Source organism: Nocardioides sp. YJ-D4 (assembly GCF_054031495.1).
Genome location: NZ_CM132932.1, coordinates 1,369,403 through 1,391,491 on the forward strand (window position 1 = coordinate 1,369,403; position 22,089 = coordinate 1,391,491).

Annotated in this window: 25 protein-coding genes; 14 read left to right on the top strand and 11 right to left on the bottom strand. The window is 70.1% G+C overall.

Annotation, left to right across the window (positions count from 1 at the left end):
* Positions 1–4 precede the first annotated feature (4 nt).
* The 3 genes from ACW14X_RS06540 to ACW14X_RS06550 form a co-directional block, all read right to left on the bottom strand.
* Positions 5–763 (bottom strand): SGNH/GDSL hydrolase family protein, encoded by a 759-nt coding sequence (locus ACW14X_RS06540; protein WP_457165077.1) that lies wholly within the window; start codon positions 761–763, stop codon positions 5–7.
* 73 nt (positions 764–836) lie between these two features.
* Positions 837–1,676, bottom strand: a complete 840-nt coding sequence (locus tag ACW14X_RS06545; RefSeq protein ID WP_160024688.1) for a hypothetical protein — start codon at positions 1,674–1,676, stop codon at positions 837–839.
* On the bottom strand, positions 1,673–2,602 hold the full coding sequence (locus tag ACW14X_RS06550; protein WP_201451081.1) for an ABC transporter ATP-binding protein: 930 nt from the start codon (positions 2,600–2,602) through the stop codon (positions 1,673–1,675). The genes ACW14X_RS06545 and ACW14X_RS06550 overlap by 4 nt, the downstream gene beginning before the upstream one ends.
* A gap of 133 nt (positions 2,603–2,735) precedes the next feature.
* On the opposite strand from ACW14X_RS06550, the gene ACW14X_RS06555 reads away from it, so the two are divergent.
* Together ACW14X_RS06555 and ACW14X_RS06560 are read left to right on the top strand one after the other, a co-directional pair.
* Positions 2,736–3,896, top strand: coding sequence for a sensor histidine kinase (locus tag ACW14X_RS06555; protein ID WP_457165078.1), 1,161 nt, complete (start codon positions 2,736–2,738; stop codon positions 3,894–3,896).
* Positions 3,893–4,579 (top strand): response regulator, encoded by a 687-nt coding sequence (locus ACW14X_RS06560; protein WP_160024691.1) that lies wholly within the window; start codon positions 3,893–3,895, stop codon positions 4,577–4,579. The genes ACW14X_RS06555 and ACW14X_RS06560 overlap by 4 nt, the downstream gene beginning before the upstream one ends.
* Before the next feature lie 118 nt (positions 4,580–4,697).
* Here ACW14X_RS06560 and ACW14X_RS06565 read toward each other — a convergent pair whose 3' ends face one another.
* The gene (locus tag ACW14X_RS06565) at positions 4,698–5,468 is read right to left on the bottom strand and encodes an MBL fold metallo-hydrolase (protein WP_160024692.1); all 771 of its coding nucleotides are present in this window, start codon (positions 5,466–5,468) and stop codon (positions 4,698–4,700) included.
* A complete protein-coding gene (gene murI, locus ACW14X_RS06570; protein ID WP_160024693.1) occupies positions 5,465–6,322 on the bottom strand; it encodes a glutamate racemase in 858 nt (285 codons plus the stop codon). The genes ACW14X_RS06565 and murI overlap by 4 nt, the downstream gene beginning before the upstream one ends.
* A gap of 118 nt (positions 6,323–6,440) precedes the next feature.
* On the opposite strand from murI, the gene ACW14X_RS06575 reads away from it, so the two are divergent.
* The 4 genes from ACW14X_RS06575 (at position 6,441) to ACW14X_RS06590 (ending at position 10,214) form a co-directional block, all read left to right on the top strand.
* On the top strand, positions 6,441–7,439 hold the full coding sequence (locus ACW14X_RS06575; RefSeq protein ID WP_457165079.1) for an alkaline phosphatase family protein: 999 nt from the start codon (positions 6,441–6,443) through the stop codon (positions 7,437–7,439).
* 42 nt (positions 7,440–7,481) lie between these two features.
* Positions 7,482–8,537, top strand: a complete 1,056-nt coding sequence (locus ACW14X_RS06580; RefSeq protein ID WP_457165080.1) for an alkaline phosphatase family protein — start codon at positions 7,482–7,484, stop codon at positions 8,535–8,537.
* A gap of 75 nt (positions 8,538–8,612) precedes the next feature.
* Positions 8,613–9,839, top strand: a complete 1,227-nt coding sequence (locus ACW14X_RS06585) for an FAD-dependent oxidoreductase (protein WP_457165081.1) — start codon at positions 8,613–8,615, stop codon at positions 9,837–9,839.
* 30 nt (positions 9,840–9,869) lie between these two features.
* Positions 9,870–10,214 carry a hypothetical protein gene (locus ACW14X_RS06590; RefSeq protein ID WP_457165082.1) on the top strand — a complete coding sequence of 115 codons (345 nt, stop codon included), beginning with the start codon at positions 9,870–9,872 and terminating at the stop codon, positions 10,212–10,214.
* Between the two features lie 16 nt (positions 10,215–10,230).
* On the opposite strand, the gene ACW14X_RS06595 is transcribed toward ACW14X_RS06590, so the two are convergent.
* Positions 10,231–11,178 carry a pyridoxal-phosphate dependent enzyme gene (locus ACW14X_RS06595; protein ID WP_160024697.1) on the bottom strand — a complete coding sequence of 316 codons (948 nt, stop codon included), beginning with the start codon at positions 11,176–11,178 and terminating at the stop codon, positions 10,231–10,233.
* A gap of 90 nt (positions 11,179–11,268) precedes the next feature.
* On the opposite strand from ACW14X_RS06595, the gene ACW14X_RS06600 reads away from it, so the two are divergent.
* The 4 genes from ACW14X_RS06600 to ACW14X_RS06615 are packed head-to-tail and all read left to right on the top strand — an operon-like array spanning position 11,269 to position 14,798.
* Positions 11,269–12,207: an ABC transporter ATP-binding protein gene (locus ACW14X_RS06600; RefSeq protein ID WP_457165083.1), complete on the top strand. Its 939-nt coding sequence runs from the start codon at positions 11,269–11,271 to the stop codon at positions 12,205–12,207.
* Positions 12,204–12,947, top strand: coding sequence for an ABC transporter permease (locus ACW14X_RS06605; protein ID WP_160024699.1), 744 nt, complete (start codon positions 12,204–12,206; stop codon positions 12,945–12,947). The genes ACW14X_RS06600 and ACW14X_RS06605 overlap by 4 nt, the downstream gene beginning before the upstream one ends.
* Positions 12,948–12,960: 13 nt before the next feature.
* On the top strand, positions 12,961–14,175 hold the full coding sequence (locus ACW14X_RS06610) for a sensor histidine kinase (protein WP_457165084.1): 1,215 nt from the start codon (positions 12,961–12,963) through the stop codon (positions 14,173–14,175).
* On the top strand, positions 14,172–14,798 hold the full coding sequence (locus ACW14X_RS06615; protein ID WP_457165085.1) for a response regulator: 627 nt from the start codon (positions 14,172–14,174) through the stop codon (positions 14,796–14,798). The genes ACW14X_RS06610 and ACW14X_RS06615 overlap by 4 nt, the downstream gene beginning before the upstream one ends.
* Before the next feature lie 5 nt (positions 14,799–14,803).
* Here ACW14X_RS06615 and ACW14X_RS06620 read toward each other — a convergent pair whose 3' ends face one another.
* The 3 genes from ACW14X_RS06620 to ACW14X_RS06630 form a co-directional block, all read right to left on the bottom strand.
* On the bottom strand, positions 14,804–15,079 hold the full coding sequence (locus ACW14X_RS06620) for a MoaD family protein (protein WP_008358635.1): 276 nt from the start codon (positions 15,077–15,079) through the stop codon (positions 14,804–14,806).
* A 32-nt stretch (positions 15,080–15,111) separates the two neighbouring features.
* The gene (locus ACW14X_RS06625; protein ID WP_160024702.1) at positions 15,112–15,540 is read right to left on the bottom strand and encodes a Mov34/MPN/PAD-1 family protein; all 429 of its coding nucleotides are present in this window, start codon (positions 15,538–15,540) and stop codon (positions 15,112–15,114) included.
* Between the two features lie 83 nt (positions 15,541–15,623).
* Positions 15,624–17,456, bottom strand: a complete 1,833-nt coding sequence (locus ACW14X_RS06630; RefSeq protein WP_457165086.1) for an ABC transporter ATP-binding protein — start codon at positions 17,454–17,456, stop codon at positions 15,624–15,626.
* Positions 17,457–17,530: 74 nt separating this feature from the next.
* On the opposite strand from ACW14X_RS06630, the gene ACW14X_RS06635 reads away from it, so the two are divergent.
* Entirely contained in the window at positions 17,531–17,959 is a 429-nt protein-coding gene (locus tag ACW14X_RS06635; RefSeq protein ID WP_350837333.1) for a MarR family winged helix-turn-helix transcriptional regulator, read from the top strand.
* Here the strand turns inward: ACW14X_RS06635 and ACW14X_RS06640 are convergent, their stop codons facing one another.
* Both ACW14X_RS06640 and clpS read right to left on the bottom strand, forming a co-directional pair.
* Entirely contained in the window at positions 17,960–18,550 is a 591-nt protein-coding gene (locus ACW14X_RS06640) for a DUF2017 domain-containing protein (RefSeq protein ID WP_457165087.1), read from the bottom strand.
* Positions 18,550–18,843: an ATP-dependent Clp protease adapter ClpS gene (gene clpS, locus ACW14X_RS06645; protein WP_457165088.1), complete on the bottom strand. Its 294-nt coding sequence runs from the start codon at positions 18,841–18,843 to the stop codon at positions 18,550–18,552. Before clpS ends, ACW14X_RS06640 begins: the two co-directional genes overlap by 1 nt.
* Positions 18,844–18,869: 26 nt before the next feature.
* Between clpS and ACW14X_RS06650 the strand changes: the two genes are divergently transcribed.
* From ACW14X_RS06650 to ACW14X_RS06660, 3 genes are read left to right on the top strand one after another with little or no spacing between them, the layout of a single operon-like run.
* Complete coding sequence (locus ACW14X_RS06650) at positions 18,870–20,162, top strand: nicotinate phosphoribosyltransferase (RefSeq protein ID WP_160024706.1); 1,293 nt, start codon at positions 18,870–18,872, stop codon at positions 20,160–20,162.
* A 36-nt stretch (positions 20,163–20,198) separates the two neighbouring features.
* Entirely contained in the window at positions 20,199–20,783 is a 585-nt protein-coding gene (locus ACW14X_RS06655) for an isochorismatase family protein (RefSeq protein ID WP_457166053.1), read from the top strand.
* A gap of 55 nt (positions 20,784–20,838) precedes the next feature.
* A complete protein-coding gene (locus ACW14X_RS06660) occupies positions 20,839–22,083 on the top strand; it encodes an MFS transporter (RefSeq protein WP_160024708.1) in 1,245 nt (414 codons plus the stop codon).
* Positions 22,084–22,089 lie beyond the last annotated feature (6 nt).

Below are 22,089 nucleotides of genomic sequence, written 5' to 3' on the forward strand. Positions count from 1 at the left end.
CACCCTATGCAACGGTCTCCCGTGCCCACGCCCGGCGTACGACCCACGGGCCCAGATCCCGCGCCCGGCGCCCCATCCAGGGCACGCCCTCGCCCGCCATCCAGGCCAGGTCCTGCCGCCAGGTGGTCGGCAGCCCGCCGGCCGGCTCCAGCGACGGCGGCTCGAAGGAGAGGCCGTACGCCACCAGCTGCTCGCCGAACGCGCGAGCCATCCGCCGGTGGCCGAGCTCGGAGGGGTGCAGCCGGTCGGCGGCCCAGAACCTTCGCTCGTGCAGGTCGGGAACCGCACCCAGGTCCAGCCGCAGGCCCCCGTAGGTGGCGTGGACCTCGTCCCAGATGGCGTTGAGATCGGCCGTACGCCGCTGGAGCGACCGCTTCATCCAGCCAGGCATCGGCCACATCACCGAGTGGTCGTGGAAACGCGCCGTCATCAGCAGCGCACCCTGGCCCGCGAGCGCGTCGGCGCAGGTCATCAGGTCGTTGCGAAGACGCTCGGTGTCCCAGGTCGACCGCATCACGTCGTTGACCCCGACGATCAGCGAGGCCACGTCGGGCCGGTGCGCCACCGCATCGGCGAGCTGCTGCTCGACCACGACGGTCGAGGTCGCACCGATGATCGCGGTGTTGCAGAAGGAGATGTCGTACGTCTGTCCCAGAGCCTCGGCGAGAAGCCGGGCCCATCCTCGCCAACCCTCAACGGTGGGGTCGCCGAGGCCAACGGTGGCGCTGTCACCGAGCGCCGCGTAACGCAGGTAGGTGCCCACGTCCGACAACGGTGACGGGGGTGGGTGCCGAAGCACCCACCCCCGCGTGTCGTGTCGCGAACAGTCCGATGAACTACTTCACCTCGGACTTGATCACCCGGTAAGCGCCCAGCACGACCGGGACGACCACCCACAGGAAGATGCTGCAGATCAGTGCGAGCACCTGCTGCGTACCGACGTCGGGAAGATTCGCGCCGTCCGGCACAGATCCGGCACCTGCCGCGAACGGCGACAGCGCGTAGCCCATGTCGATGAACGGGATCACGTCGGCGGCCCAGTCGAAGATGAAGTAGAGCGTGGACCACACCATCAGCGGCAGGAGCAGCTGGTCGACGTAGACGACCACGATCGAGAACGGCGTGCTGAGCAGGCACATCGCGAGACCGAAGGCGCTCACGAAGTAGAGCAGCTGCTGGGCGATCGTCCAGCCCAGGACCTGACCGTCGATCGACCAGCTCGCGTCGTATCCGCCCACCGCAGCGGCGAGCACGTTCCCGACGATGCCGCACAGCAGCGCGACGGCGATCAGGACGAGGGCAAGCGCGACGACGGCGACCAGCTTGGCGCTCATCACTCGCAGCCGGCTCGGCTCGAGGCTGAAGGTGACCATGTTGGTGCGCTGGCCCCACTCCTGGGTGACGATCATGATCGCCAGGACCGGCGTCAGCAGCGAGAGCGGGATGACCAGGATCGAGGACCACGCCGAGAGCGAGACCTCGACGGTCTCGTTGAGCGCGGCCACCAGGACCACGATCGCCATGGCCAGCAGCAACAGTCCGGCCGAGATGATCAGCAGGGCGCGGCCGGCACGGGTGTCGGTCATCTTGCGCCACTCGACCAGCAGCAGCCGGCCGAACGGCACCTTGGTCACCGCCGGGAGCGGGGTGGACGGCGCTACGGATACGGCGCTCATGCGGAGACTCCTTCGGCGTGGATCTGGGTGGTGCTCTCGCGCTGGGTCTCGGCGGTGAGCTGCAGGAAGATGTCCTCGAGCCCGGCGCCGCCGTCACGGAGGTCGGTGAGCACGACGTTGGCCTCCAGAGCGGCCTTGCCCACCTCTGCCGGGGCGGCGGAGACGCGCATGCCGGTGCCGATCGGCTCGACGCTGTAGCCCTTGGCCTTGAGCGCGACGGTGAGCGCCTCGTTGTCCAGGGAGGTGACCAGCGACTGGCCGGCAGTGCCCTGCCCGGCGAGGATGGCGTCCTTGGTGCCCTCGGCCACGATGCGGCCGTTGCCGATGAGGATCAGCTCGTCGGCGATCTGCTCGACCTCGTGAAGCAGGTGGGAGGAGAGCAGGACGGTGCCGCCGCGGTCGGCGTACTCCTTCAGCAGGCCACGCATCCAGCGGATACCCGCCGGGTCCAGGCCGTTGGCCGGCTCGTCCAGGATCAGCACCTTGGGGTCACCGATCAGCGCGTGCGCGATGCCGAGACGCTGCTTCATGCCCAGCGAGTAGTTCTTGATCCGGCGCTTCGCCTCCGACGGCGTCAGCGAGACCAGCTCGAGCATCTCGTCGACGCGCGACTTGGGCAGGCCCATCGTCATCGCGGCGAGCGTGAGCACCTCGCGGCCGGTGCGGCCGTCGTGCTGGGCGCTGGCATCGAGCAGGACGCCGACGTGGCGGCCCGGGTTGGGGAGGTCGGCGTAGAGGCTGCCGTTGATCGTTGCCCGACCCTTGGTGGGGTTGGTCAGTCCGACCATGATGCGCATGGTGGTCGACTTGCCCGCGCCGTTCGGGCCGAGGAAGCCGGTGACTTTGCCGGCCTCGGCGGTGAACGACACGTCGTCGACCGCGGTGAAGGTCCCATAGACCCTCGTCAGTCCTTCGACTTTGATCATGTCGTACATCCTGCCGTGCCTCCGGCGCAGACTGCATCGGACATACGGATGACCCTCGACCCGACGAAAGTATGGGTCCTGGCGCGACCGCGGGATCCTGTGTCCCCGACCTCGGTTGACTAGCGTGTACGCCGTGCAGCAACCGTCACCTGAGGCCTATCAGCCACGCCTGAGCCTGTGGGGGCACGTGTGGCGGTATCTCCTCGCGCTGGGGATCAGCGCCATCGGCCTGATATCCAGCACCGACGGGTGGCCGGAATGGCGTTTCCTGCTCGACCTCGGCCTCGGCGTCGTCTGCATGGTCCTGGTCTTCTGGCGCCGCCGCTGGCCGGTGGCGATCGCCACGTTCACCATCGTCGCCGGGGCGTTCTCGATCCTTTCCGCCGGCGCGTCGAGCCTCGCCCTGGTCTCGCTGGCGACCCGGCGCCGCTGGCGCGAGATCATCCCGATCTCGCTGCTCAACGTCGCCGCCGGCATGTTCTGGTTCGCGGTCATGGAGACCACCCCCACCGAGGAGATCCCTGGCATCCCGCTGTGGGGCTTCAACCTCGGCGCCAACGTGGTGATCATCGCCGCGATGGTCGCATGGGGCATGTACATCGGCTCCCGTCGTGAGCTGATCGCGACGCTCCGGCTCCGCGCCGAGACCGCCGAGGCCGAGCAGGCGCTGCGCGTCTCCCAGGCCCGCGAGACCGAGCGCCGGCGGATCGCCCGCGAGATGCACGACGTACTCGCCCACCGCATCTCCCACATCTCCATGCAGGCCGGCGCGCTCGCCTACCGCGAGGACCTCTCCGCCGACCAACTACGGGCCGAGGTGGGCACCATCCGCGACGGTGCTCACCGGGCGCTCGACGACCTCCGGACCGTCCTCGGCGTGCTGCGCGGCAACGGCGAGGATCCCGAGACCGCGCCCCAGCCGACGTACGCCGACCTCAGCCGCCTCGTCGAGGAGGCCCGCGAGGGCGGCATGAACATCACCTTCGACGACGACGTCGAGGGCTCGCCGCCGGAGGCGATCGGGCGGTCGATCTACCGGGTCGTGCAGGAGGGCATCACCAACGCCCGCAAACATGCGCCCGGGGCGGCTCTGAAGGTGTCCCTGCAGGGCTCGGAGGAGCACGGGATCGAGGTGCTGGTGCGCAACCGGCTCGGCTTCGACTCCAACACGCCGGGCGCCGGGCTGGGCCTGATCGGGCTCACCGAGCGCGTCGACCTGGCGGGTGGACGCCTCACGCACCGCGCGGAAAAGGATGTCTTCATCCTCGAAGCATGGCTACCGTGGGGCCAGTGAGCAGCCCAGGGACCAACCCAGAGAGTCCGGTCAAGATCAAGGTGGGGATCGTCGACGACGACCCGCTCGTACGCTCGGCCCTCGGGCTGATGCTCGGCGGCCAGGCCGACATCGAGGTCGTCGGCGAGGCGACCGATGGCCAGGAGGCGCTCGCTCTGGTCCGTACGTCCGCCCCTGACGTGGTGCTGATGGACATCCGGATGCCGCGCATCAACGGCCTCGAGGCCACCCGTCGGGTGCTCACCGAGTCCAGGTCGCCGCGGGTCATCGTGCTGACCACCTTCGGTGCCGACGAGTACGTCGTCGACGCCCTCGCCGCCGGCGCCGACGGGTTCCTGCTCAAGGACACGCCCCCGCCCGAGATCGTGGCAGCGATCCGCGCGGTCGCCTCCGGCGAGCCGATCCTCTCCCCCAAGGCGACCCGCACCCTGATCACCCGGCTCCGCGCCGAACCGACCGGCGAGCGCGCCGCCGCCGCCAGCCGCCGGCTCGAGGCGCTCACCGAGCGCGAGCACGAGGTCGCCCTCGCCGTCGGGCGCGGGCTGAGCAACGCCGAGATCGCCAAGGAGCTCTACCTCTCGATCCCGACCGTCAAGGCGCACGTCTCACGACTCTTCGACAAGCTCGGCGCCACCAACCGGGTCCAGATCGCGATCACCGTGCACGACGCCGGCCTGGTCTGAGCCGCTCGCCTCACCGGCCACACGGGTCACACCGCTCAGGCTTTTCCTGCACTTCTCAGGTGTTGCAATGCCCGAGAAGTGCAGGGATACCCGGTTAACCGGGTATCCCAACCCGACCTCAAACCTCGTACACAGCCCCCGTCGCCGCCAGCTCGGTGGGACCGTCGTACGCCGAGCGCGCCTCACGGAGGGCGTCGGCGGAGTCGTGCCAGGGCGGGACGTGAGTGACGACCAGCTTCTTCACATGAGCCTTGGTGGCGTACTCCCCCGCGTGGACGCCGGTGATGTGCACGCCGGGCGGGTTGTCGACGCCGTCGCGGAAGGCGGCCTCGCAGACGAACAGGTCGGCGTCGGTGGCGATGTCGAGCAGCGCCTCGGTCTCGGCGGTGTCGCCGCTGTAGGCGATGACCTTGCCGTGGGCCTCGATCCGGAGCCCGTACGCGTCGACCGGATGCTCCACGGCCGTGGGGATGATCGTGAACGGACCGAGGTGGATCGGCCCGGTGTAGGTCGAGAACGCGAACTCCTCGCGCATCCCGGGGCGCTTGGGCAGGTCGTAGGCCTTCGCCAGCCGCCGGCCGGTGCCCTTGGGGCCGTAGACGGGGATCGGCGGCTGCGGGCCGGTGGGGTGCCACTTGCGGAGCACGTAGTAGGAGGTCATGTCGACGCAGTGGTCGGCGTGCAGGTGCGAGAGCAGGACGGCGTCGATCAGCAGCGGGTCGATGTAGCGCTGCAGGACCCCGAGCGCACCGTTGCCCATGTCGAGCACGATCCGCCACGTACGTCCGTCCTCGTCGTCGGCCTCGACGAGATAGCAGGAGGCGGGGCTGTCGGGCCCGGGATAGGAGCCCGAGCATCCGATGACGGTCAGCCGCATCCCGGAGGTCATCCCATCCCTCCGGCGAACTGCTGGGCGGCGGCGAGCTCCGGACCCAGGAACCGAGCACCGATCGCCTTGAACTCGGCGGGGTTGCCGGTGGTGAGGAACGTGTAGGTCGGCTCGCCGCCCTCGCGCATCAGGTCGTGCTCGGCGAGGACGCGGTAGACGTCCTTCGCCGACTCCTCGGCACTGCTGACCAGCGTCACATTGTCGCCCATCACATAGGAGATCACACCAGTCAGGAGCGGATAGTGGGTGCACCCGAGGATCAGCGTGTCGACCCCGGCGCTGGTCAGCGGGTCCAGATACTCGTGCGCGGCGGCGAGGAGCTCATCGCCGCCGGTGATGCCGGCCTCCACGAACGGGACGAACTGGGGGCACGCCTGGGTGTGCAGCGAGACGTGGGGTGCCGCCGCGAAGGCGTCGTCGTACGCCATCGACTCGGCGGTCGCATGGGTGCAGATGACCCCGATCCGGCCGGTGCGGGAGGCCGCGACGGCGCGGCGCGTCGCCGGCAGGATGACCTCGACGACGGGCAGCGGCTTGTAGCGCTCCCGGGCATCCCGCAGCATCGCGGCCGAGGCCGAGTTGCACGCGATGACCAGCGCCTTCACGCCCTGCGCGACGAGATGGTCGAGACACTCCAGGGCATACTCGCGCACCTCGGCGATCGGCTTGGGCCCATAAGGCGCGCGTGCGGTGTCGCCGACGTACAGGATCGACTCGTGGGCGAGCTGGTCGATCACCGATCGCGCGACTGTGAGACCGCCGAAGCCCGAGTCGAAGATCCCGATCGGGGCGTCGCGGTCGGGCTGGGCTGAACCCAGGGGCGAGGGCGAACCCAGGGACGAGACGGACTGCACGATCGTCAAGGCTAGGCCCAAACAGCGCAACTTCGCAGTGCTGGGGGTCACTCGACACATACCCGAGATCCATCTCACGTTCATGAGCGGGCCGGATCAGTGTTGTTAACGTCCGGTTATGACGATTTCTCGGCGCTCGCTGGTGCTGATGGTCCTGATCACCCTGTTGGGCGTCACCTTCGCGGTCGTCGAGCTGCCGGGGCGGCCGGCGCAGGCGGCGACCACGACGCGAGTGCTGGCGATCTCCGTCGACGGCCTCAGCGTGACCGCGATCGAGAAGCTCGGCCCGGGCAACCTGCCCAACCTCTACCGGCTGATGCGTGGCGGCGCCTCGACCCGCCAGGCGCGCAGCGAGTACGAGCAGAACGTCACCCTGCCCAACCACACCTCGATGGTCACCGGCCGCCGGATCACCCGGTCCGCGCACGGCCACGGGGTCACCTGGAACGACGACCGCCGCTGGATGACGGTGCAGGAGGCCGCCGGCCACCCGGTCTCATCGATCTTCAGCCAGGTGGAGCGCACCGGCCGGAGCAGTGCCCTGTTCGCGTCGAAGTCGAAGTTCGGCCTCTTCGACCGCTCCTGGCCCTCGATCGACCGGTTCGTGGTCGACAGCGACGCCGACCTGGTCAGCCGGGCTGCCGCCGACCTGGCGACCAACAAGCGGGCCTTCACCTTCGTCCACCTCGGCTCCCCCGACCACTACGGTCACCGCGACGGCGGGATGAGCGCGGCCTACCGTGCCTCGGTGATGCGCACCGATGCCCGCATCGGCAAGCTGCTGAAGGCGATCGACTCCTCGATGACGCTGAAGCGGTCGACGTACGTCATCCTCACCGCCGACCACGGCTTCGAGGCCGCCGCCACGGACCACGGTGCCCACCTCTACTCCAACTACCGGATCCCGTTCGTCGTGTGGGGTCCCGGCGTCGCCCGCGGCGCCTCGCTCTACCGGCTCAATCCCGACTACCTCGCGCCGGGGACAACCCGGCCGACGTACGCCGGCAGGCAGCCGATCCGCAACGGCGACCTCGGCAACCTGGCCCTGGACCTGCTCGGCCTGGGTCCGATCCCCGGCAGCACGCTGAACTCAACTCAGTCACTAGACATTCGCTGAGCGTTCGCCCGGGGTGCCATCGGGTTCACTTAGGGTGTGCCGGTGCGTCGCCTCTTCCCTCTCGTCTCCCTCGGCATCTTCGTCGTCGTGGTGCTCGTCGTCGCGTTCACCGCCCTGCCCGACCGGGACGGCGGCGGTGGCAACAGCGGCGACAAGGGCAACAGTCGCGACGCTCGCGACCGTGCGGAACGTGAGCCCACCCAGGTCGACCGCAAGGTGCTCGCGATCTCGATCGACGGGCTCAACCCCGACGCGCTGGCGAAGCTGGGACCGGCGAAGACGCCCAACATCCACCGGCTGATCGACGAGGGCGCCTCGACGCTCAACGCGCGCACCGCCTACGAGAAGAACATCACCCTGCCCAACCACACCGGCATGGTCACCAGCGACCCGATCAACGCCGACGACGGCGGCCACGGGGTCACCTGGAACGTCGGCGACCCGTCGAAGTCGATCTCGAAGAACGAGGAGTCGGTGTTCACCGTCGCCCATGAGGCCGGGCTCAGCACCGGGGTCTTCGTGACGAAGCAGAAGTTCGAGCTGTGGCAGCGGGCCTGGCGGGACGACATCGACCTCTACGTCCCGATCGACGACCACGACGAGCTGGTCCCGGAAGCCGCCGAGGACCTCGCCGACGAGCGGCGGGATCTCACCTTCGTACATCTGTCCCTTCCCGACGCCGCCGGGCACGCCTCGGGCGGGATGTCGACGGAGTATCTGGAGGCCGTCGAGGAGTCCGACGCCCAGGTCGGCGAGTTCCTCGACGTCATCGACGCCGATCCGGGGCTGACGAAGGAGCTCGACGTCATCCTCACCGCCGACCACGGCTTCAAGCCGGGCATCACCAACCACTCCGAGAAGGTCTACGAGAACTACCGGATCCCGTTCATCGTGTGGGGCCCGGACGCCGGCGCCGGTACGGACCTCTACGAGCTCAACGCCGACGACTACCGCGATCCGGGCAAGGACCGGCCCGACTACGAAGGCCCTCAGCCCGTACGCAACGCCGACCTCGGCAACCTGGCCCTGGATCTCCTCGGCCTCGGGCCTATCGAGACCAGCGACATCGGCACGGAGCAGACCCTCGACGTCAAATGATGTTTGCCGTAACCGTCCACGAGCACACACGCCCCTGAGGTACGTTTCGAACGTAACCTCCCCAAGGAGCGTGCGATGTCAGTCACCCGGATGGCTCGGGCAGCTTTACGCAGGGATCGTCGTGCCCGGCGGGTCACGATCATCGGCGCCGGCATCGGCGGCCTGACTCTCGCCGTCGAGCTGCGCCGCAGAGGCATCGATGTCGAGGTGTACGAGGCCGCGGCCGACCCACGCCCGGCCGGTGACGCCGTGCTGCTACCGGCCAACGCGACCCGGCTCCTGGAGCGCATCGGACTCGAGCCGGATCTCGGCGAGGCGGCGGCGACCGTCAATGGCTGGGTCTGGCGCGACGGCCACACCGGGGCCGCGATCGGCCGGGTGCTCTCCGCCGCGGAGTACGCCGACCGTGCCGGGGCGCCCTGCTACGGCATCGGTCACGCCGACCTGCACGCGCTTCTGAGCGAGGCGTTCGGCACCGAAGGGCTCCACCTCGGCCACCGTCTGGTCGGCCTCACCGATCCGGGCGACGGCCCCGTGACCTTGGAGTTCGCCGGCGGTGAGTCGGTCGAGGCCGACCTGGTCATCGGCGCCGACGGCGCCGGATCGATGCTGCGCGAGCAGGTCGTCGGCTACGACGACGCCCAATTCTCGGGGTGCATCGCCTGGCGCGGGATCGTCCCGCGCTCGCAGCTCACGCTGCTCCCCGACCCCGGCCGGGTGCAGGTGTGGACGGGGACCGACGGCCACCTGATGCATCATCCGGTCGGCGACGGCGACCACGCGTTCCTGCTGGTCAAGCGGCAGCTCGGGCCCTGGACACCGGACTCGTGGTCCTGGCCGGCCGACCCGGACGAGCATGTCCATGCGTACGCCGGCTGGCATCCGGCCGTGGTCCAGATGATCTCCGCGGCACCGTGCTCGGAGCACTGGGGTCTCTTCCACCGGCCGCCTCTGGCGACCTGGTCGCGCGGCCGGGTCACGCTGCTCGGCGACGCCGCTCACCTGATGGTCCCCCACCACAGTCAGGGTGCCGCCCAGGCGATCGAGGACGCGATCGTCCTCGCCGACTGTCTTGCCGGCGACGACGACACGGACCGCGCCCGCGCGACCTACGAGCTACGCCGCCGCGACCGCACCCGCCGCATCCAGATCGCCTCGCTGGCCGCCGCCGACGTCCTCCATCTTCCCGACGGTCCGCGCGCCCAGGCCCGCAACAAGCGGCTCGGGTCAGGCGATGCGTACGACCGTCATCTCGCCTGGATCCACGACCACGACGTGGCCGTCTCCAGCCACCGCCCGTAACCCCGGGGCCTGCTGCCGCGTTGCCCAGGAGTGAGAGCCTTCCTCGGACGCACGGGGTTCCTGGCGCTCGGCATCTGGGCGATGTACGCATCCGCCGTCGCCGTAGCGCTGGTGCAGCTCGGCGCCGAGCCCGACGCCGGCAGCGTCTGGTCCGGCCGCCCGATGGCCCCCGGCAGCCCCGCCGCCCTCATCGAGAAGCACGACTGCTGGAGTGCCGAGGCCCCACGTGACATGACCGGCAGGCTCCCCGGCCACGCCATCGTCGCCACCGGCCCCGCCCCGCGCTACGTCGACGCCCACCTCACCGGCAAGGCCCTCGACCAGGTCTTCTCCGGCGAGGACTACGGCCTCGTCGTCTACGCCTTCTGCCGCTGACGCCGGCCACCGGCGGTCAGGCCCAGAGCTGGCCCTCGAGGCCTTCCTCGGCGTCGTCGATGGTGCCTTCGTACGCCCCGGTGGAGAGGTACTTCCAGCCGCCGTCGGCGACGACGAAGGCGATGTCGGCCTTCTCGCCGGCCTTGAGGGACTTGGCGGCCTGGGCGAGAGCGGCGTGGAGGATGGCGCCGGTGGAGATGCCGGCGAAGATGCCCTCGAGCTCGAGAAGCTCGCGGACGCGGCGTACGGCGTCACGGGGGCCGACCGAGAACCGGGCGTCGATCAGGGACGCGTCGTAGAGCTCGGGGACGAAGCCCTCGTCGAGATTCCTGAGCCCGTAGACGAGCTCGCCGTAGCGCGGCTCGGCGGCCACGATGCGTACGTCCGGCTTGGCGGCGCGGAAGTAGCGGCCGACACCCATCAGGGTCCCGGTCGTGCCGAGTCCGGCGACGAAGTGGGTGATCGAGGGGAGGTCGGCGAGGAGCTCGGGGCCGGTGCCCTCCTCGTGGGCGCGCGCGTTGGCGGCGTTGCCGTACTGGTAGAGCATCTCCCAGTCGGGGTGCTCGGCGGCGAGGCGCTTGGCGACCCTGACGGCCTCGTTGGAGCCACCGGCGGCGGGCGAGGAGACGATCTCGGCGCCCCACATCCGCAGCAGCTGGCGCCGCTCCTCGGAGGTGTTCTCGGGCATCACGCAGACGATCCGGTAGCCCTTGAGCTTGGCCGCCATGGCCAGCGAGATCCCGGTGTTGCCGGAGGTCGGCTCCAGGATCGTGCAGCCCGGGCGGAGCCTGCCGTCCTTCTCGGCCTCCTCGACCATGCGAAGAGCCGGGCGGTCCTTGATCGAGCCGGTGGGGTTCCGGTCCTCGAGCTTGGCCCACAGACGTACGTCGGGAGAGGGCGAGAGGCGGGGCAGCCCCACCAACGGGGTGCCCCCGACCGACGCCAGCAGGTTGTCATAGCGCATGGGGTCCATCGTCGCATCAACCGATCGACTGATGCCCACTCGCGCCGATCGCCCGATCCGTGAGACCGCGTCACCGACCAGGCTGAAGGTATGCATCAGGAGCGAGAACCGGCGGTCGTCGTGGACGGCCTGCGCAAGACCTATGGCGACAAGGTGGCGGTCGACGAGATCAGCCTTCACGTCGAGACCGGAGAGATCTTCGGCATCCTCGGCCCCAACGGAGCCGGCAAGAGCACCACCGTCGAGTCGATCGCAGGCCTGCGGGTCGGCGACCGCGGCCGGATCCGGGTCCACGGCATCGACCCGTGGACCGATCGCGCCGCCGTGACGGAGGTGCTCGGCGTACAGCTCCAGGAGGCGAAGCTGCAGCCGAAGATCACCGTGCAGGAGGCGCTGGAGCTGTGGAGCGCCTTCTACCCCGACCCGGAGCCGTGGGCGCCGCTGGCCGAGCGGCTCGGCCTCGGCAGCCACCTCGGGCAGCGGTTCGAGAACCTCTCCGGCGGTCAGCAGCAGCGGCTCTCGATCGCGCTGGCACTGATCGGCCGGCCGCGTGTCGTCGTCCTCGACGAGCTCACCACCGGCCTGGACCCGCGGGCCCGCCGTGAGGTGTGGGACCTGGTGCGAGACGTACGCGACCGGGGTGTGACCGTCCTGCTGGTCACTCACTCGATGGAGGAGGCGCAGACGCTCTGCGACCGGATCGCCATCGTCGACGCCGGCCGGATCCGGGCGCTGGACACCCCGGCGGGGCTCATCGACTCCGCCTCCGCCGCCACGATCACCACGTTCGAGACCACGGTCGCGATCGACCTGGCGTCCCTGCGCGACCTCGCCGGCGTCACCGCGGTGCGCGCCGAGAACGGCACCGTCACCGTCGAGGGCGCGGAGGGAGTCGCGCTCGCGGTCATCGAGGCCCTGCGTACGCAAGGAGTGGCTCCGCAGCGACTCCGCGTCGCCGCGGGGAGCCTCGACGCCGCCTACCTCGACCTCACCGACACCTCGCCCGACGCCATGGAGGCGCTCCGATGACCAGCCCGACCGTCGCCGTGATCCGTACGGAGTCCCGGCTCTTCGCCCGCGAGCGGCTCTCGCTCTTCTGGATCGTCCTGTTCCCGAGCCTGCTGCTCGGGGTGCTCGGGCTGATCCCGAGCTTCCGCGAGGACAGTGCCGACCTCGGCGGCCGGAGCCTGATCGATGTCTACGTGCCGGTCACCGTGCTGCTCTCGATGATCATGGCGGCGATCATGACGATGCCGCCGACGCTGACCGGCTACCGCGAGAGCGGGGTCCTGCGGCGACTCGGGACCACACCGGCCCGCCCCGCCTCGATCCTGCTCGGCCAGGTGCTGGTGCACGCGGTCGCGGTCGCGGCCTCCTCGGTGATCGTGATCGTGCTCGGCCGAGTGGCGTTCGGGACCCCGCTCCCGGAGTCGCTCCTCGGATACGTCGTCGCCTACGTCCTGGCACTGGCCGTCTCGCTCGGGATCGGCGCCGCGATCACCGCGGTCTCCCCCAACGCGAAGACCGGGCAGGTGGTCGGGATGGTGGTCTTCTTCCCGTCGATGTTCACCGCGGGGGTCTACTTCCCGGTCGAGGCCTTCGGCGGCACCGCCCGCGACATCATCTCGTTCACGCCGTACGGCGCGGCCTCCAACGCGCTCAACGACGCCGCCGGCGGCGCCTTCCCGCAGCTGGTGGATCTGGCGGTGATGGGCGGCTGGGCGGTCGTGCTCTACCTGATTGCCGTGCGCGCCTTCCGCTGGGAATGAGAAGGTCCCTCCTATGACCTCGGCTGTCGGGCACGAGCAGCGCTGGGAGCGCAATCTCAAGGTGCTGCCCTTCGTGCTGCTCGCGCTCGCCACCGCGATCAGCGTCGCGACCTTCCCCGAGATCGGGCCGCAGTCGCCCGGCGCGCGCGTGATCTTCGGGATCCTCGTGGCGGCGACCGCGGTGTGGACGTGGCGATGGATGTACGTCTACGGCCGCCCCCATCCGGTCGGCTACATCGGCCGCACGGCCCTGGCCGCGGTGCTGACCGCGATGCACCCGCTGTTCTGCATCTTCGCCTGGATCGGGTTCCTGGACGCGTTCGACTCCTTCCGCGGTCGGTGGCGATGGGTGGCGATGGCGGCCACCGCAGTGATCATGGCGATGGGTCAGACCGGAGGTCCGCCCCCATACGACAACCCGTGGCAGAGCCTGCTGCTGCCGCTGTTGTTCGTGCTGAACTTCGGTCTGGCCTCCCTCATGGGCCGCTACAGCGAGCACCTCGACGCCGTCAGCCGGGAGCGCGCCGCGACGATCGGCCGTCTCGAGGAAGCACTCGCCGAGAACGCCCGGCTCCAACAGGAGCTGCTCGCCCAGTCACGCTCGGCCGGCGTACGCGACGAGCGCGAGCGCCTCGCCCGCGAGATCCACGACACCATCGCCCAGTCCCTGGCCGGCGTCGTAGCCCAGCTCCAGGCCGCCGAGGGATCCGCGGACGCCCAGGACGTACGCCGCCGGGTGGCCCGGGCGACCGAGCTGGCCCGCACCGCGCTGGTCGAGGCTCGGCGGTCGGTCCAGGACCTGACCCCTGCCGAGCTGGCCCACGCGGGCCTCACCGACGCCCTCTCGACGCTGGTCACGAACTGGCGCGACGACCACGGTGTCGAGGCCTCCTTCGTCGTCGTCGGCGATGCCACGGCGCTGCACTCCGAGGTCGAGGCGACGCTGCTGCGGATCGCCCAGGAGGCGCTCGCCAACGTCGCCAAGCACGCCGACGCCTCCCGGGTCGGCGTCACCCTCACCTTCGACGACGCCGACGTCATCCTCGACGTGCGCGACGACGGCTCCGGCTTCGACCCCGGCGCTCCGCGCCGCTCGTCCTCGTTCGGGCTGGGCGTGATGCGCGAGCGAGCGCAGCGCCTGGCCGGCACCTTCACCCTCGAGTCCGCCCCCGGCGCCGGCACCGCCGTCTCCGCCAGCATCCCCGCACTCCCCCGAGGACCCGCATGACTCAGATCAGGATCGTGGTCGCCGACGACCACCCCGTCGTACGCGACGGGGTGGTCGGCGTGCTCCGCGCGCAAGGCTTCGAGGTCGTCGGCCAGGCCGGCGACGGGGCGGAGGCACTGGCCCTCGTCGAGGAGCTCGAGCCGGACGTACTCGTGCTGGACCTGCGGATGCCCGGCACCGGCGGGGTCGAGGTGATCGAGCGGCTCCGGGCGTTGGAGTCGCCCACGGGCGTACTGGTCCTGACGACGTTCGACACCGACTCCGACGTGGTCGCCGCGATCGAGGCGGGTGCGACCGGCTATCTGCTCAAGGACGCGCCGACGCCGGACCTGGTCGAGGCCGTCCGCGCGACGGCGGCCGGCGAGACCGTCCTCTCCCCCGCGGTCGCGACCCGGCTCGCCTCCCGGCTGCGCTCACCCGGTCCGACGGCCCAGCTGAGCCCCCGCGAGCGCGAGGTGCTCACCCTCGTCGCGCGCGGCACGACCAACCGCGCCATCGCCGCGAAGCTCTTCGTCAGCGAGGCGACGGTCAAGACCCACCTGGGTCACATCTTCGACAAGCTCGGGGTCACAGACAGAGCAGCCGCGGTCGCACGAGCGTACGACCGCGGCATTCTGGGCTGAAGGGTTCAGCAGCCGCCGGCGACGGCGGGAAGCACGACGACCTGGTCGCCGTCCTTGAGCTCGGCGTCGAGACCGCCGATGAAGCGTACGTCCTCGTCGTTGATGTAGACGTTGACGAAGCGGCGCAGGTCACCGTTGTCGATGAGGCGCTCCTTGATGCCGGAGTGGTTCGCCTCGAGGTCGTCGATGAGCGCGCTCAGGGTCTTGCCCTCGGCGCTGACTGCCTTCTCACCGGCGGTGTAGGTGCGGAGGATGGTCGGGATCTTGACCTCGATGGCCATGGGTTCGTTCTCCTAGATGTAGGTGTTGCGCGTCACGACAACGTCGGGACGATGCTGATTTCTTCCTCGGTGACGGTGCCGTCGACGATCCGGTAGGACCGGAACTCGACCGGACCCTCGTCATTTCCGTGCTCTCGGGTGCTGACCAGCACGTAGTGAGCGTTCGGCTCCATCGCCAGCCCGATGTCGGTGCGCGAGGGGTAGGCCTCGGTCGCCGTGTGGGAGTGGTAGACGACCACCGGCTCCTCGTCGTTCGCGTCCATCTCCTTGTAGAGCTGGAGCAGATCGGTCGAGTCGAACTCGTAGAAGGTCGGCGAGCCGGCGGCGTTGATCATCTCGATGAACCGCTCCGGCCGGTCGGACCCCTCAGGGCCCGCGACGATCCCGCACGCCTCGTCGGGATGGTCGCGCTTCGCGTGGGCGACGATCGCGTCGTACGTCGCCTGGTCGATGGTCAGCACGCTGCTCAGCGTATGCGCCCGAGCACCGGATCCTGAACGTGACCGGCCCTCGGACGCCGTCCGCATCGCGCACAGGATCCGTGCTAGGCAGCCGCCGTCAGACCGCCGCGTACGAGGTCGGCGTAGGCGCCGCCCCGCAGCAGCAGCTCCTCATGGGTGCCGACCTCGACGACCCGGCCCTGGTCGAGCACGGCGATCTGGTCGGCGTCGCGAACGGTGGAGAGGCGGTGGGCGATGGTGATCGTCGTACGCCCCTCCGCCAGGCGGTCCAGCGCGGCCTGGACCTCCCGCTCGGTGGTGTTGTCGAGCGCGGACGTGGCCTCGTCGAGCACGAGCACCCGCGGGTCTCGCAGCAGTGTGCGGGCGATCGCCAGCCGCTGTTGCTCACCGCCGGAGAAGCGGTGGCCGCGGGAGCCGACGAGCGTGTCGTAGCCGTCGGGGAGCCCGACGATCAGGTCGTGGATCCGGGCCGCACGGGCAGCTTCCTCGATCTCGGCGTCGCTCGCCTCGGGGCGCGCGTGGCGCAGGTTGTCGCGAACGCTCGCATGGAGCAGATAGGTCTCCTGCGTGACCATGCCGACGTTGGCGGCCAGGTCGGCGAGGGTCAGGTCGCGCAGGTCGACCCCGTCGAGCAGCACCCGGCCAGAGGTCGGGTCGTGCAGCCGCGCGACCATCCCGGCCAGCGTCGACTTTCCCGATCCCGTGGCTCCGACCAGCGCCAGCGAGCCGCCGGCGGGCACCCGCAGCGAGATGTGGTCGAGGACGGGTTGCGAGCCGTCGTAGGAGAACCCGACGTCGTCGAGGACGACCTCCCCGCGAGCCTCACCCAGCGGCACCGGTGAGGCCGGGTCGTCGATCTCGACCGGTAGGTCGAGGTACTCGAAGATCCGCGAGAAGAGCGCCAGGGAGGAGGTCACGTCGACCCCGACGTTGAGCAGGCCCATCAGCGGCCGGAAGAGCGAGCCCTGGAGCGAGACGAAGGCGACCAGGGTCCCGATGGTCAGCGCACCGGAGGTCGCCGGGAAGCCCGCGGCGAGGTAGAGCGCGGCCGGAACCGCGGCGAAGACCACCTGCATGGTCGCCATCCGCCACCGCCCGGCGAGCTGGCTGCGTACCTCCAGACCGACGAGGTCGTGGGAGGTCTGCTCGAAACGGGAGGCCAGGGCCGGCGCGGCACCGAGCGTCTTGGTCAGCAGGATGCCGCTGACCGAGAGCCCCTCCTCGACCTGCACGTGCAGGTCGGCCATCTTCGCCTGACGCTGCGTCGTGACCGCGTAGCGCATCTGCGCCACCTTGCGGGTCGTCCACACCGCCGGCGGCAGCACCACCAGCGAGATCAGCGCGAGCCGCCAGTTGAGCGCCATCATCGCGACCACGGTGCCGACGACGACCGTGACGTTGGCCGCGATCGAGGTGGCGGTGGAGGTGACCACCGACTGCATCGAGCCGATGTCGTTGACCATCCGCGACTGCACCTCGCCACCCCGGGTACGGGTGAAGAAGTCGAGCGACTGGCGCTGCAGGTGCCCGAAGAGGTCGGTACGCAGCCGGTGCATGACCCGCTGGCCGACCTCGGTCGAGATCAGCGTCTGGGCCACGCCGAGGGCGGCGGAGGCGATCGCGACGAGCACCATCGCGGCGACACTGAGCACGAGCAGCGTGGTGTCGCGCTCGGGCAGGGCGGTGTCGATGACGTGCTTGACCAGGAACGGCTGCGCCAGACCGATCACCGAGCTCACCACGATCAGCGCCACGACGAGAAGCAGGCGCCCACGGTAGGGCGCGAAGAGGCGGGCGATCCGCCGCAGCGAGACCGGCTGGGCCTCGAGCTGGGCGCGATCGGCGCGCTTGGTGCCGGGATCACGGCCGGATCGGCCGGATTCGCCGGAAGGTTTGTACGGGTGCGGCTCACTCATTCGAACACCTCGATCCTATTTACTGAGGTTTGCTCACAATGAGGCCAACGCACGATGGCGTTAGGATTATTCCTGTGGATGAGACCGCCGACCTGCTGATGGCGGCAGCGCGCACCCTTCGCCGCCGCTTCGGCGACGCGACCGCCCGCTGGGGCGTCACCCCCTCGCAGGCCCGCGCTCTGCGGATGGTGCTCGCCGCCGATGAGCCGATGCGCCTCTCGGCGCTCGCCGAGAGGCTCCGCATCGTCCCCCGGTCGGCCACCGAGGTCATCGACGGCCTCGAGCTCCACGGCCTGGTCGTGCGCCAGCCGGATCCCGCCGACCGTCGGGCGGTCTGCGTGGTCGCGACCGAGGAAGGCGTACGCCTGGGACGACTGATCGAGGAGGCTCGTCAGCAGGCGGCCGACGAGCTCCTGCGGCCCCTGCCCGAGGAGGACCGGAGGACGCTCACCCGAATCCTGGTCACCCTGCTGGACGGTCGTGCAGCCGAACGCTCGCCGTAGTCAGGACGCCGCCCACAGCGCCTCGACCATGGTCTCCTGCAGGATCCCGACCCACTGGTAGATCCCGTAGACCTGGCCGGCGGGGTCGTCGTCGGGCAGCGAGTCCCAGAAGTCCTCGTCGCCCTCCTCGACCCCGAGCCGGGTCGCCAGCGCGAGCCGGATGTCGGTGAAGGAGCGCATCCACGCCTCGGCGTCGCGGATCGGCAGCTCGACGTCGATGACCAGCCCGTCCTCGTCGAGCTCGGGCGGGAGGCCCGCCTCCTCGAGCGAGTCGATGATCGTGGACGCGGCCCGCGCCTTGCCGTCGCGCAGCCCACCCTCGGTGAACCGCCGAAACTCCCCGGCGGCTTCTTCGTCGTTCCCGTAGGCGGAGGGGAAGAGCCGCTTCAGGACCGGGTCCTCGGGCTCGGTGGTCGGCCCCGAGAAGTCGAGCAGGGCCTCGAGCGGGTCGTCGCTCTCGGCAGGTGCGGCGACCTCGTTGCGCAGCAGCTCGACGAGCTGCGAGGCCAACGAACGGAGCAGGTCGGCCTCGAACCCGGAGAAGGTCGCGATGATCTGCTTGCTGCGGCGGTGGTAGCTGAACCCGCCCATCACTCCTGCTTCTCCAGTGTCGCCCACAGGCCGTACTCGTGCATCGCCTGCACGTCGCGCTCCATCTCCTCGCGTGACCCTGAGGAGACGGCCGACTTGCCGTCGTTGTGCACCTCCATCATCAGCTTCTCCGACTTCTTCTTGGAGTAGCCGAAGTACTTCTGGAAGACGAAGGTGACGTACGACATCAGGTTGACCGGGTCGTTCCAGACGATGGTCACCCATGGGGTCGACGGTGAGACGACGTCGTCGATCTCCGGCTCGTCGAGCTCCACGGGGCTTGGCGCGCTCATGCAGTCCATCGTGCCACGATGTGCCCGTGGACTCGACAGCGGACTCGACCGCGCTCCTGACAGATCACTACGAGCTGACCATGCTCCAGGCCGCCCTGAAGGCGGGCACCGCGGAGCGTCGCGCCGTCTTCGAGCTGTTCCCCCGGCGCCTGGCCGGCGGGCGCCGCTACGGCGTGGTGGCCGGGGTCGGGCGCGCGCTCGACGCCCTCGAGGCGTTCCGCTTCGGCCCGGAGCAGCTGGCCGTCCTGGAGGGCGTCGTCGACGGCCCGACCCTGGAATGGCTGGCCGGCTACCGCTTCACCGGCGACATCTGGGGGTACGCCGAGGGCGAGACCTTCTTCCCGCACTCGCCGCTGCTCGTGGTCGAGGCCAGCTTCGCCGAGGCGGTCGTCCTGGAGACCGTGCTCCTCTCGATCTACAACCACGACTCGGCCATCGCCACCGCGGCCTCCCGGATGACGCTCGCGGCCGGTGAGCGCCCGTGCATCGAGATGGGCTCGCGCCGCACCCACGAGGCGGCCGCGATCGCCGCCGCCCGCGCGGCCTACGTGGCCGGTTTCACCGCCACCTCCAACCTCGCCGCCCGCGCCCGCTTCGGCGTGCCCACGACCGGCACCTCCGCCCACGCCTTCACCCTCCTGCACGACACCGAGGAGCAGGCTTTCCAGGCTCAGGTCGCCTCCCTCGGCAAGGGCACGACGCTGCTCGTGGACACCTACGACATCGCCGAGGCCGTGGCGAAGGCGGTCGAGATCGCCGGTCCCGAGCTCGGCGCGGTGCGGATCGACTCCGGCGACCTGGGGCTCCTCGCCCATGACGTACGCCGCCAGCTCGACGACCTCGGCGCCACCGAGACGAAGATCATCGTCACCAGCGACCTGGACGAGTACGCCATCGCCGGCCTCGCGGCCGCCCCGGTCGACGGCTACGGCGTCGGCACCCAGCTGGTCACCGGCTCCGGGCACCCGACCGCCGGCTTCGTCTACAAGCTGGTCTCCCGCGAGGGCGCCTCCGGCGACCTGGAGCCGGTCGCCAAGAAGAGCGCGTCCAAGGCGTCGATCGGCGGCCGGAAGTACGCCCTGCGCCGCCGCAACCGCAAGGACGTCGCCGACGCCGAGGTGATCGGCATCGGCACCGCACCCGAGGGCGACGGCAACGACCGGCCGCTGCTCACCCAACTGGTCAAGAACGGTGAGGTCGTGGGCCGCGAGCCCCTCGACGCCGCGCGCGAGCGTCACCGCGCCTCGGTCGCCGAGCTCCCCGTCATCGCCCACTCGCTCCTGAAGGGCGATCCGTCGATCCCGACGCTCTTTCAGTGATGTCTCGCGGGGCCGGTCTCCCCAGGCCGGTCTAGGCTGACGGGCATGACGCGTGCACTGATCGTGGTCGACGTACAGAACGACTTCTGCGAGGGCGGGTCCCTGCCGGTCGACGGCGGGGCCCGGGTGGCCTACGACATCGGTCAGCTGCTGCGGGAGCGGGCGGCGAGCAAGGACCCGGAGCAGACGTACGGGCTGGTCGTGGCCACCAAGGACCACCACATCGACCCGGGCGACCACTTCGGCAACCCGCCGGACTACGTGGACTCCTGGCCGGCGCACTGCGTGGTCGGCACCGACGGTGAGGCCTTCCACCACAACCTCGACCCGGTCACCTTCGACGAGATCTTCCGCAAGGGCGAGTACGCCGCGGCCTACTCCGGCTTCGAGGGCGCGGCCACCGGCGGCGCCAATCTGACCGACTGGCTGCGGGCCCACGGCGTCGAGGAGGTCGACGTGTGCGGGCTGGCGACCGACTACTGCGTACGTGCCACCGCGCTCGACGCGCGAGCCGCCGGTTTCCACACCACGCTGCTTGCCGATCTGACCGCCGGCGTGGCCGCGGCGAGCACCTCGGCTGCCATCGAGGAGCTGCGTTCGGCCGGGATAACGGTCTCGTGACAGAATTGAGAATTTTGGGCAGATAGAAATCACCCGAAGGTCTATTCTCTCTCGAATGGCTCGGATCTCGGCGACAGCCCCCCTTCGCGAACCCCACTTCCGCTGGTTCTTCGCGTCACGATCGATCAACCTGGTCGGCAACTTCATGGCGCCCGTCGCCCTGGCCTTCGCGGTCCTGGAGATCAGTGACGCGCCGATCGCGATCGGCGCCGTCCTCGCGGCCCGCACCATCCCGATGATCGTCTTCATGCTCATCGGCGGCGTGCTCGCCGACCGGATGGGCCGAGCCCGGATCCTGTTCGCCTCCAACCTGGTCTCGGGCCTGAGTCAGGCGGCCGTCGCCGTCCTCGTCATCGCAGGTGTCGCCGAGCTGTGGCACCTGATCGCACTCTCCGCGCTCAACGGCATCGTCTCCGCCGCCGGCCTGCCCGCCCAGCAGGGGATCATCCCGCTCGTGGTGCCTCGCACCATGCTGCAGGAGGCCAACGTGCTGATGTCGCTGACCCGCGCGATCGTCGCGGTCGCCGGTCCCGGCACCGCCGGCCTGCTCGTCCTCAGCGTCGGCGCGGGCTGGGCGCTCGCGCTCGACGCCGCCACCTGGATCATCGCGGCTCTGCTGCTGCTGCCGGTCAAGATCAGCGGCGCGGTCGGCAAGGCCTCGGTCATCGGCGATCTGCGCACGGGGTGGGACTACTTCCGCTCGACGAGCTGGCTGTGGCTCTGCGTCGGCGCCGCGACCATGCTCAATGCGCTCTATGAGGGCGGACTCCTCACGCTCGGCCCGCAGCGGGCCGAGGGCTCAGGCCTGGGCGCGGGCGGCTGGGGCCTGATCCTCACCTTCCAGGGGATCGGCGTGCTCGTCGCGACCCTCGTGCTGATGAAGGTGCGGCTCGAGCGGCCGCTGTTCTACGGCATGATCGGCATGGCCCTGTTCGGGCTGCCGATCGCCGCCCTCGGCTTCTCCACCGACCTGGCCGTGCTGTTGCCCGCGGCCGCCCTCTCCGGCGCCGGCATCCAGGTCTTCAGCCTCGGCTGGCAGCTCTCGATGCAGGAGAACGTCCCCAGCGACCTGCTCTCCCGGGCGTCCTCCTACGACCAGCTCGGCACCTACATCGCCATCCCCGTCGGGCAGCTGGCGATGGGGCCGCTGGCCGCTGCGTACGGGATCGAGAACATGCTCGCGATCGCCGGCATCGCCTACGTGGTGATCTCGCTGGCGACGCTGCTGAGTCCGGCCGTACGCCGCCTGAACCGGGTCTCCTTCCCGGCCCCCGAGCGCAACGGCGCCCCGGCCCACTAGGGACTC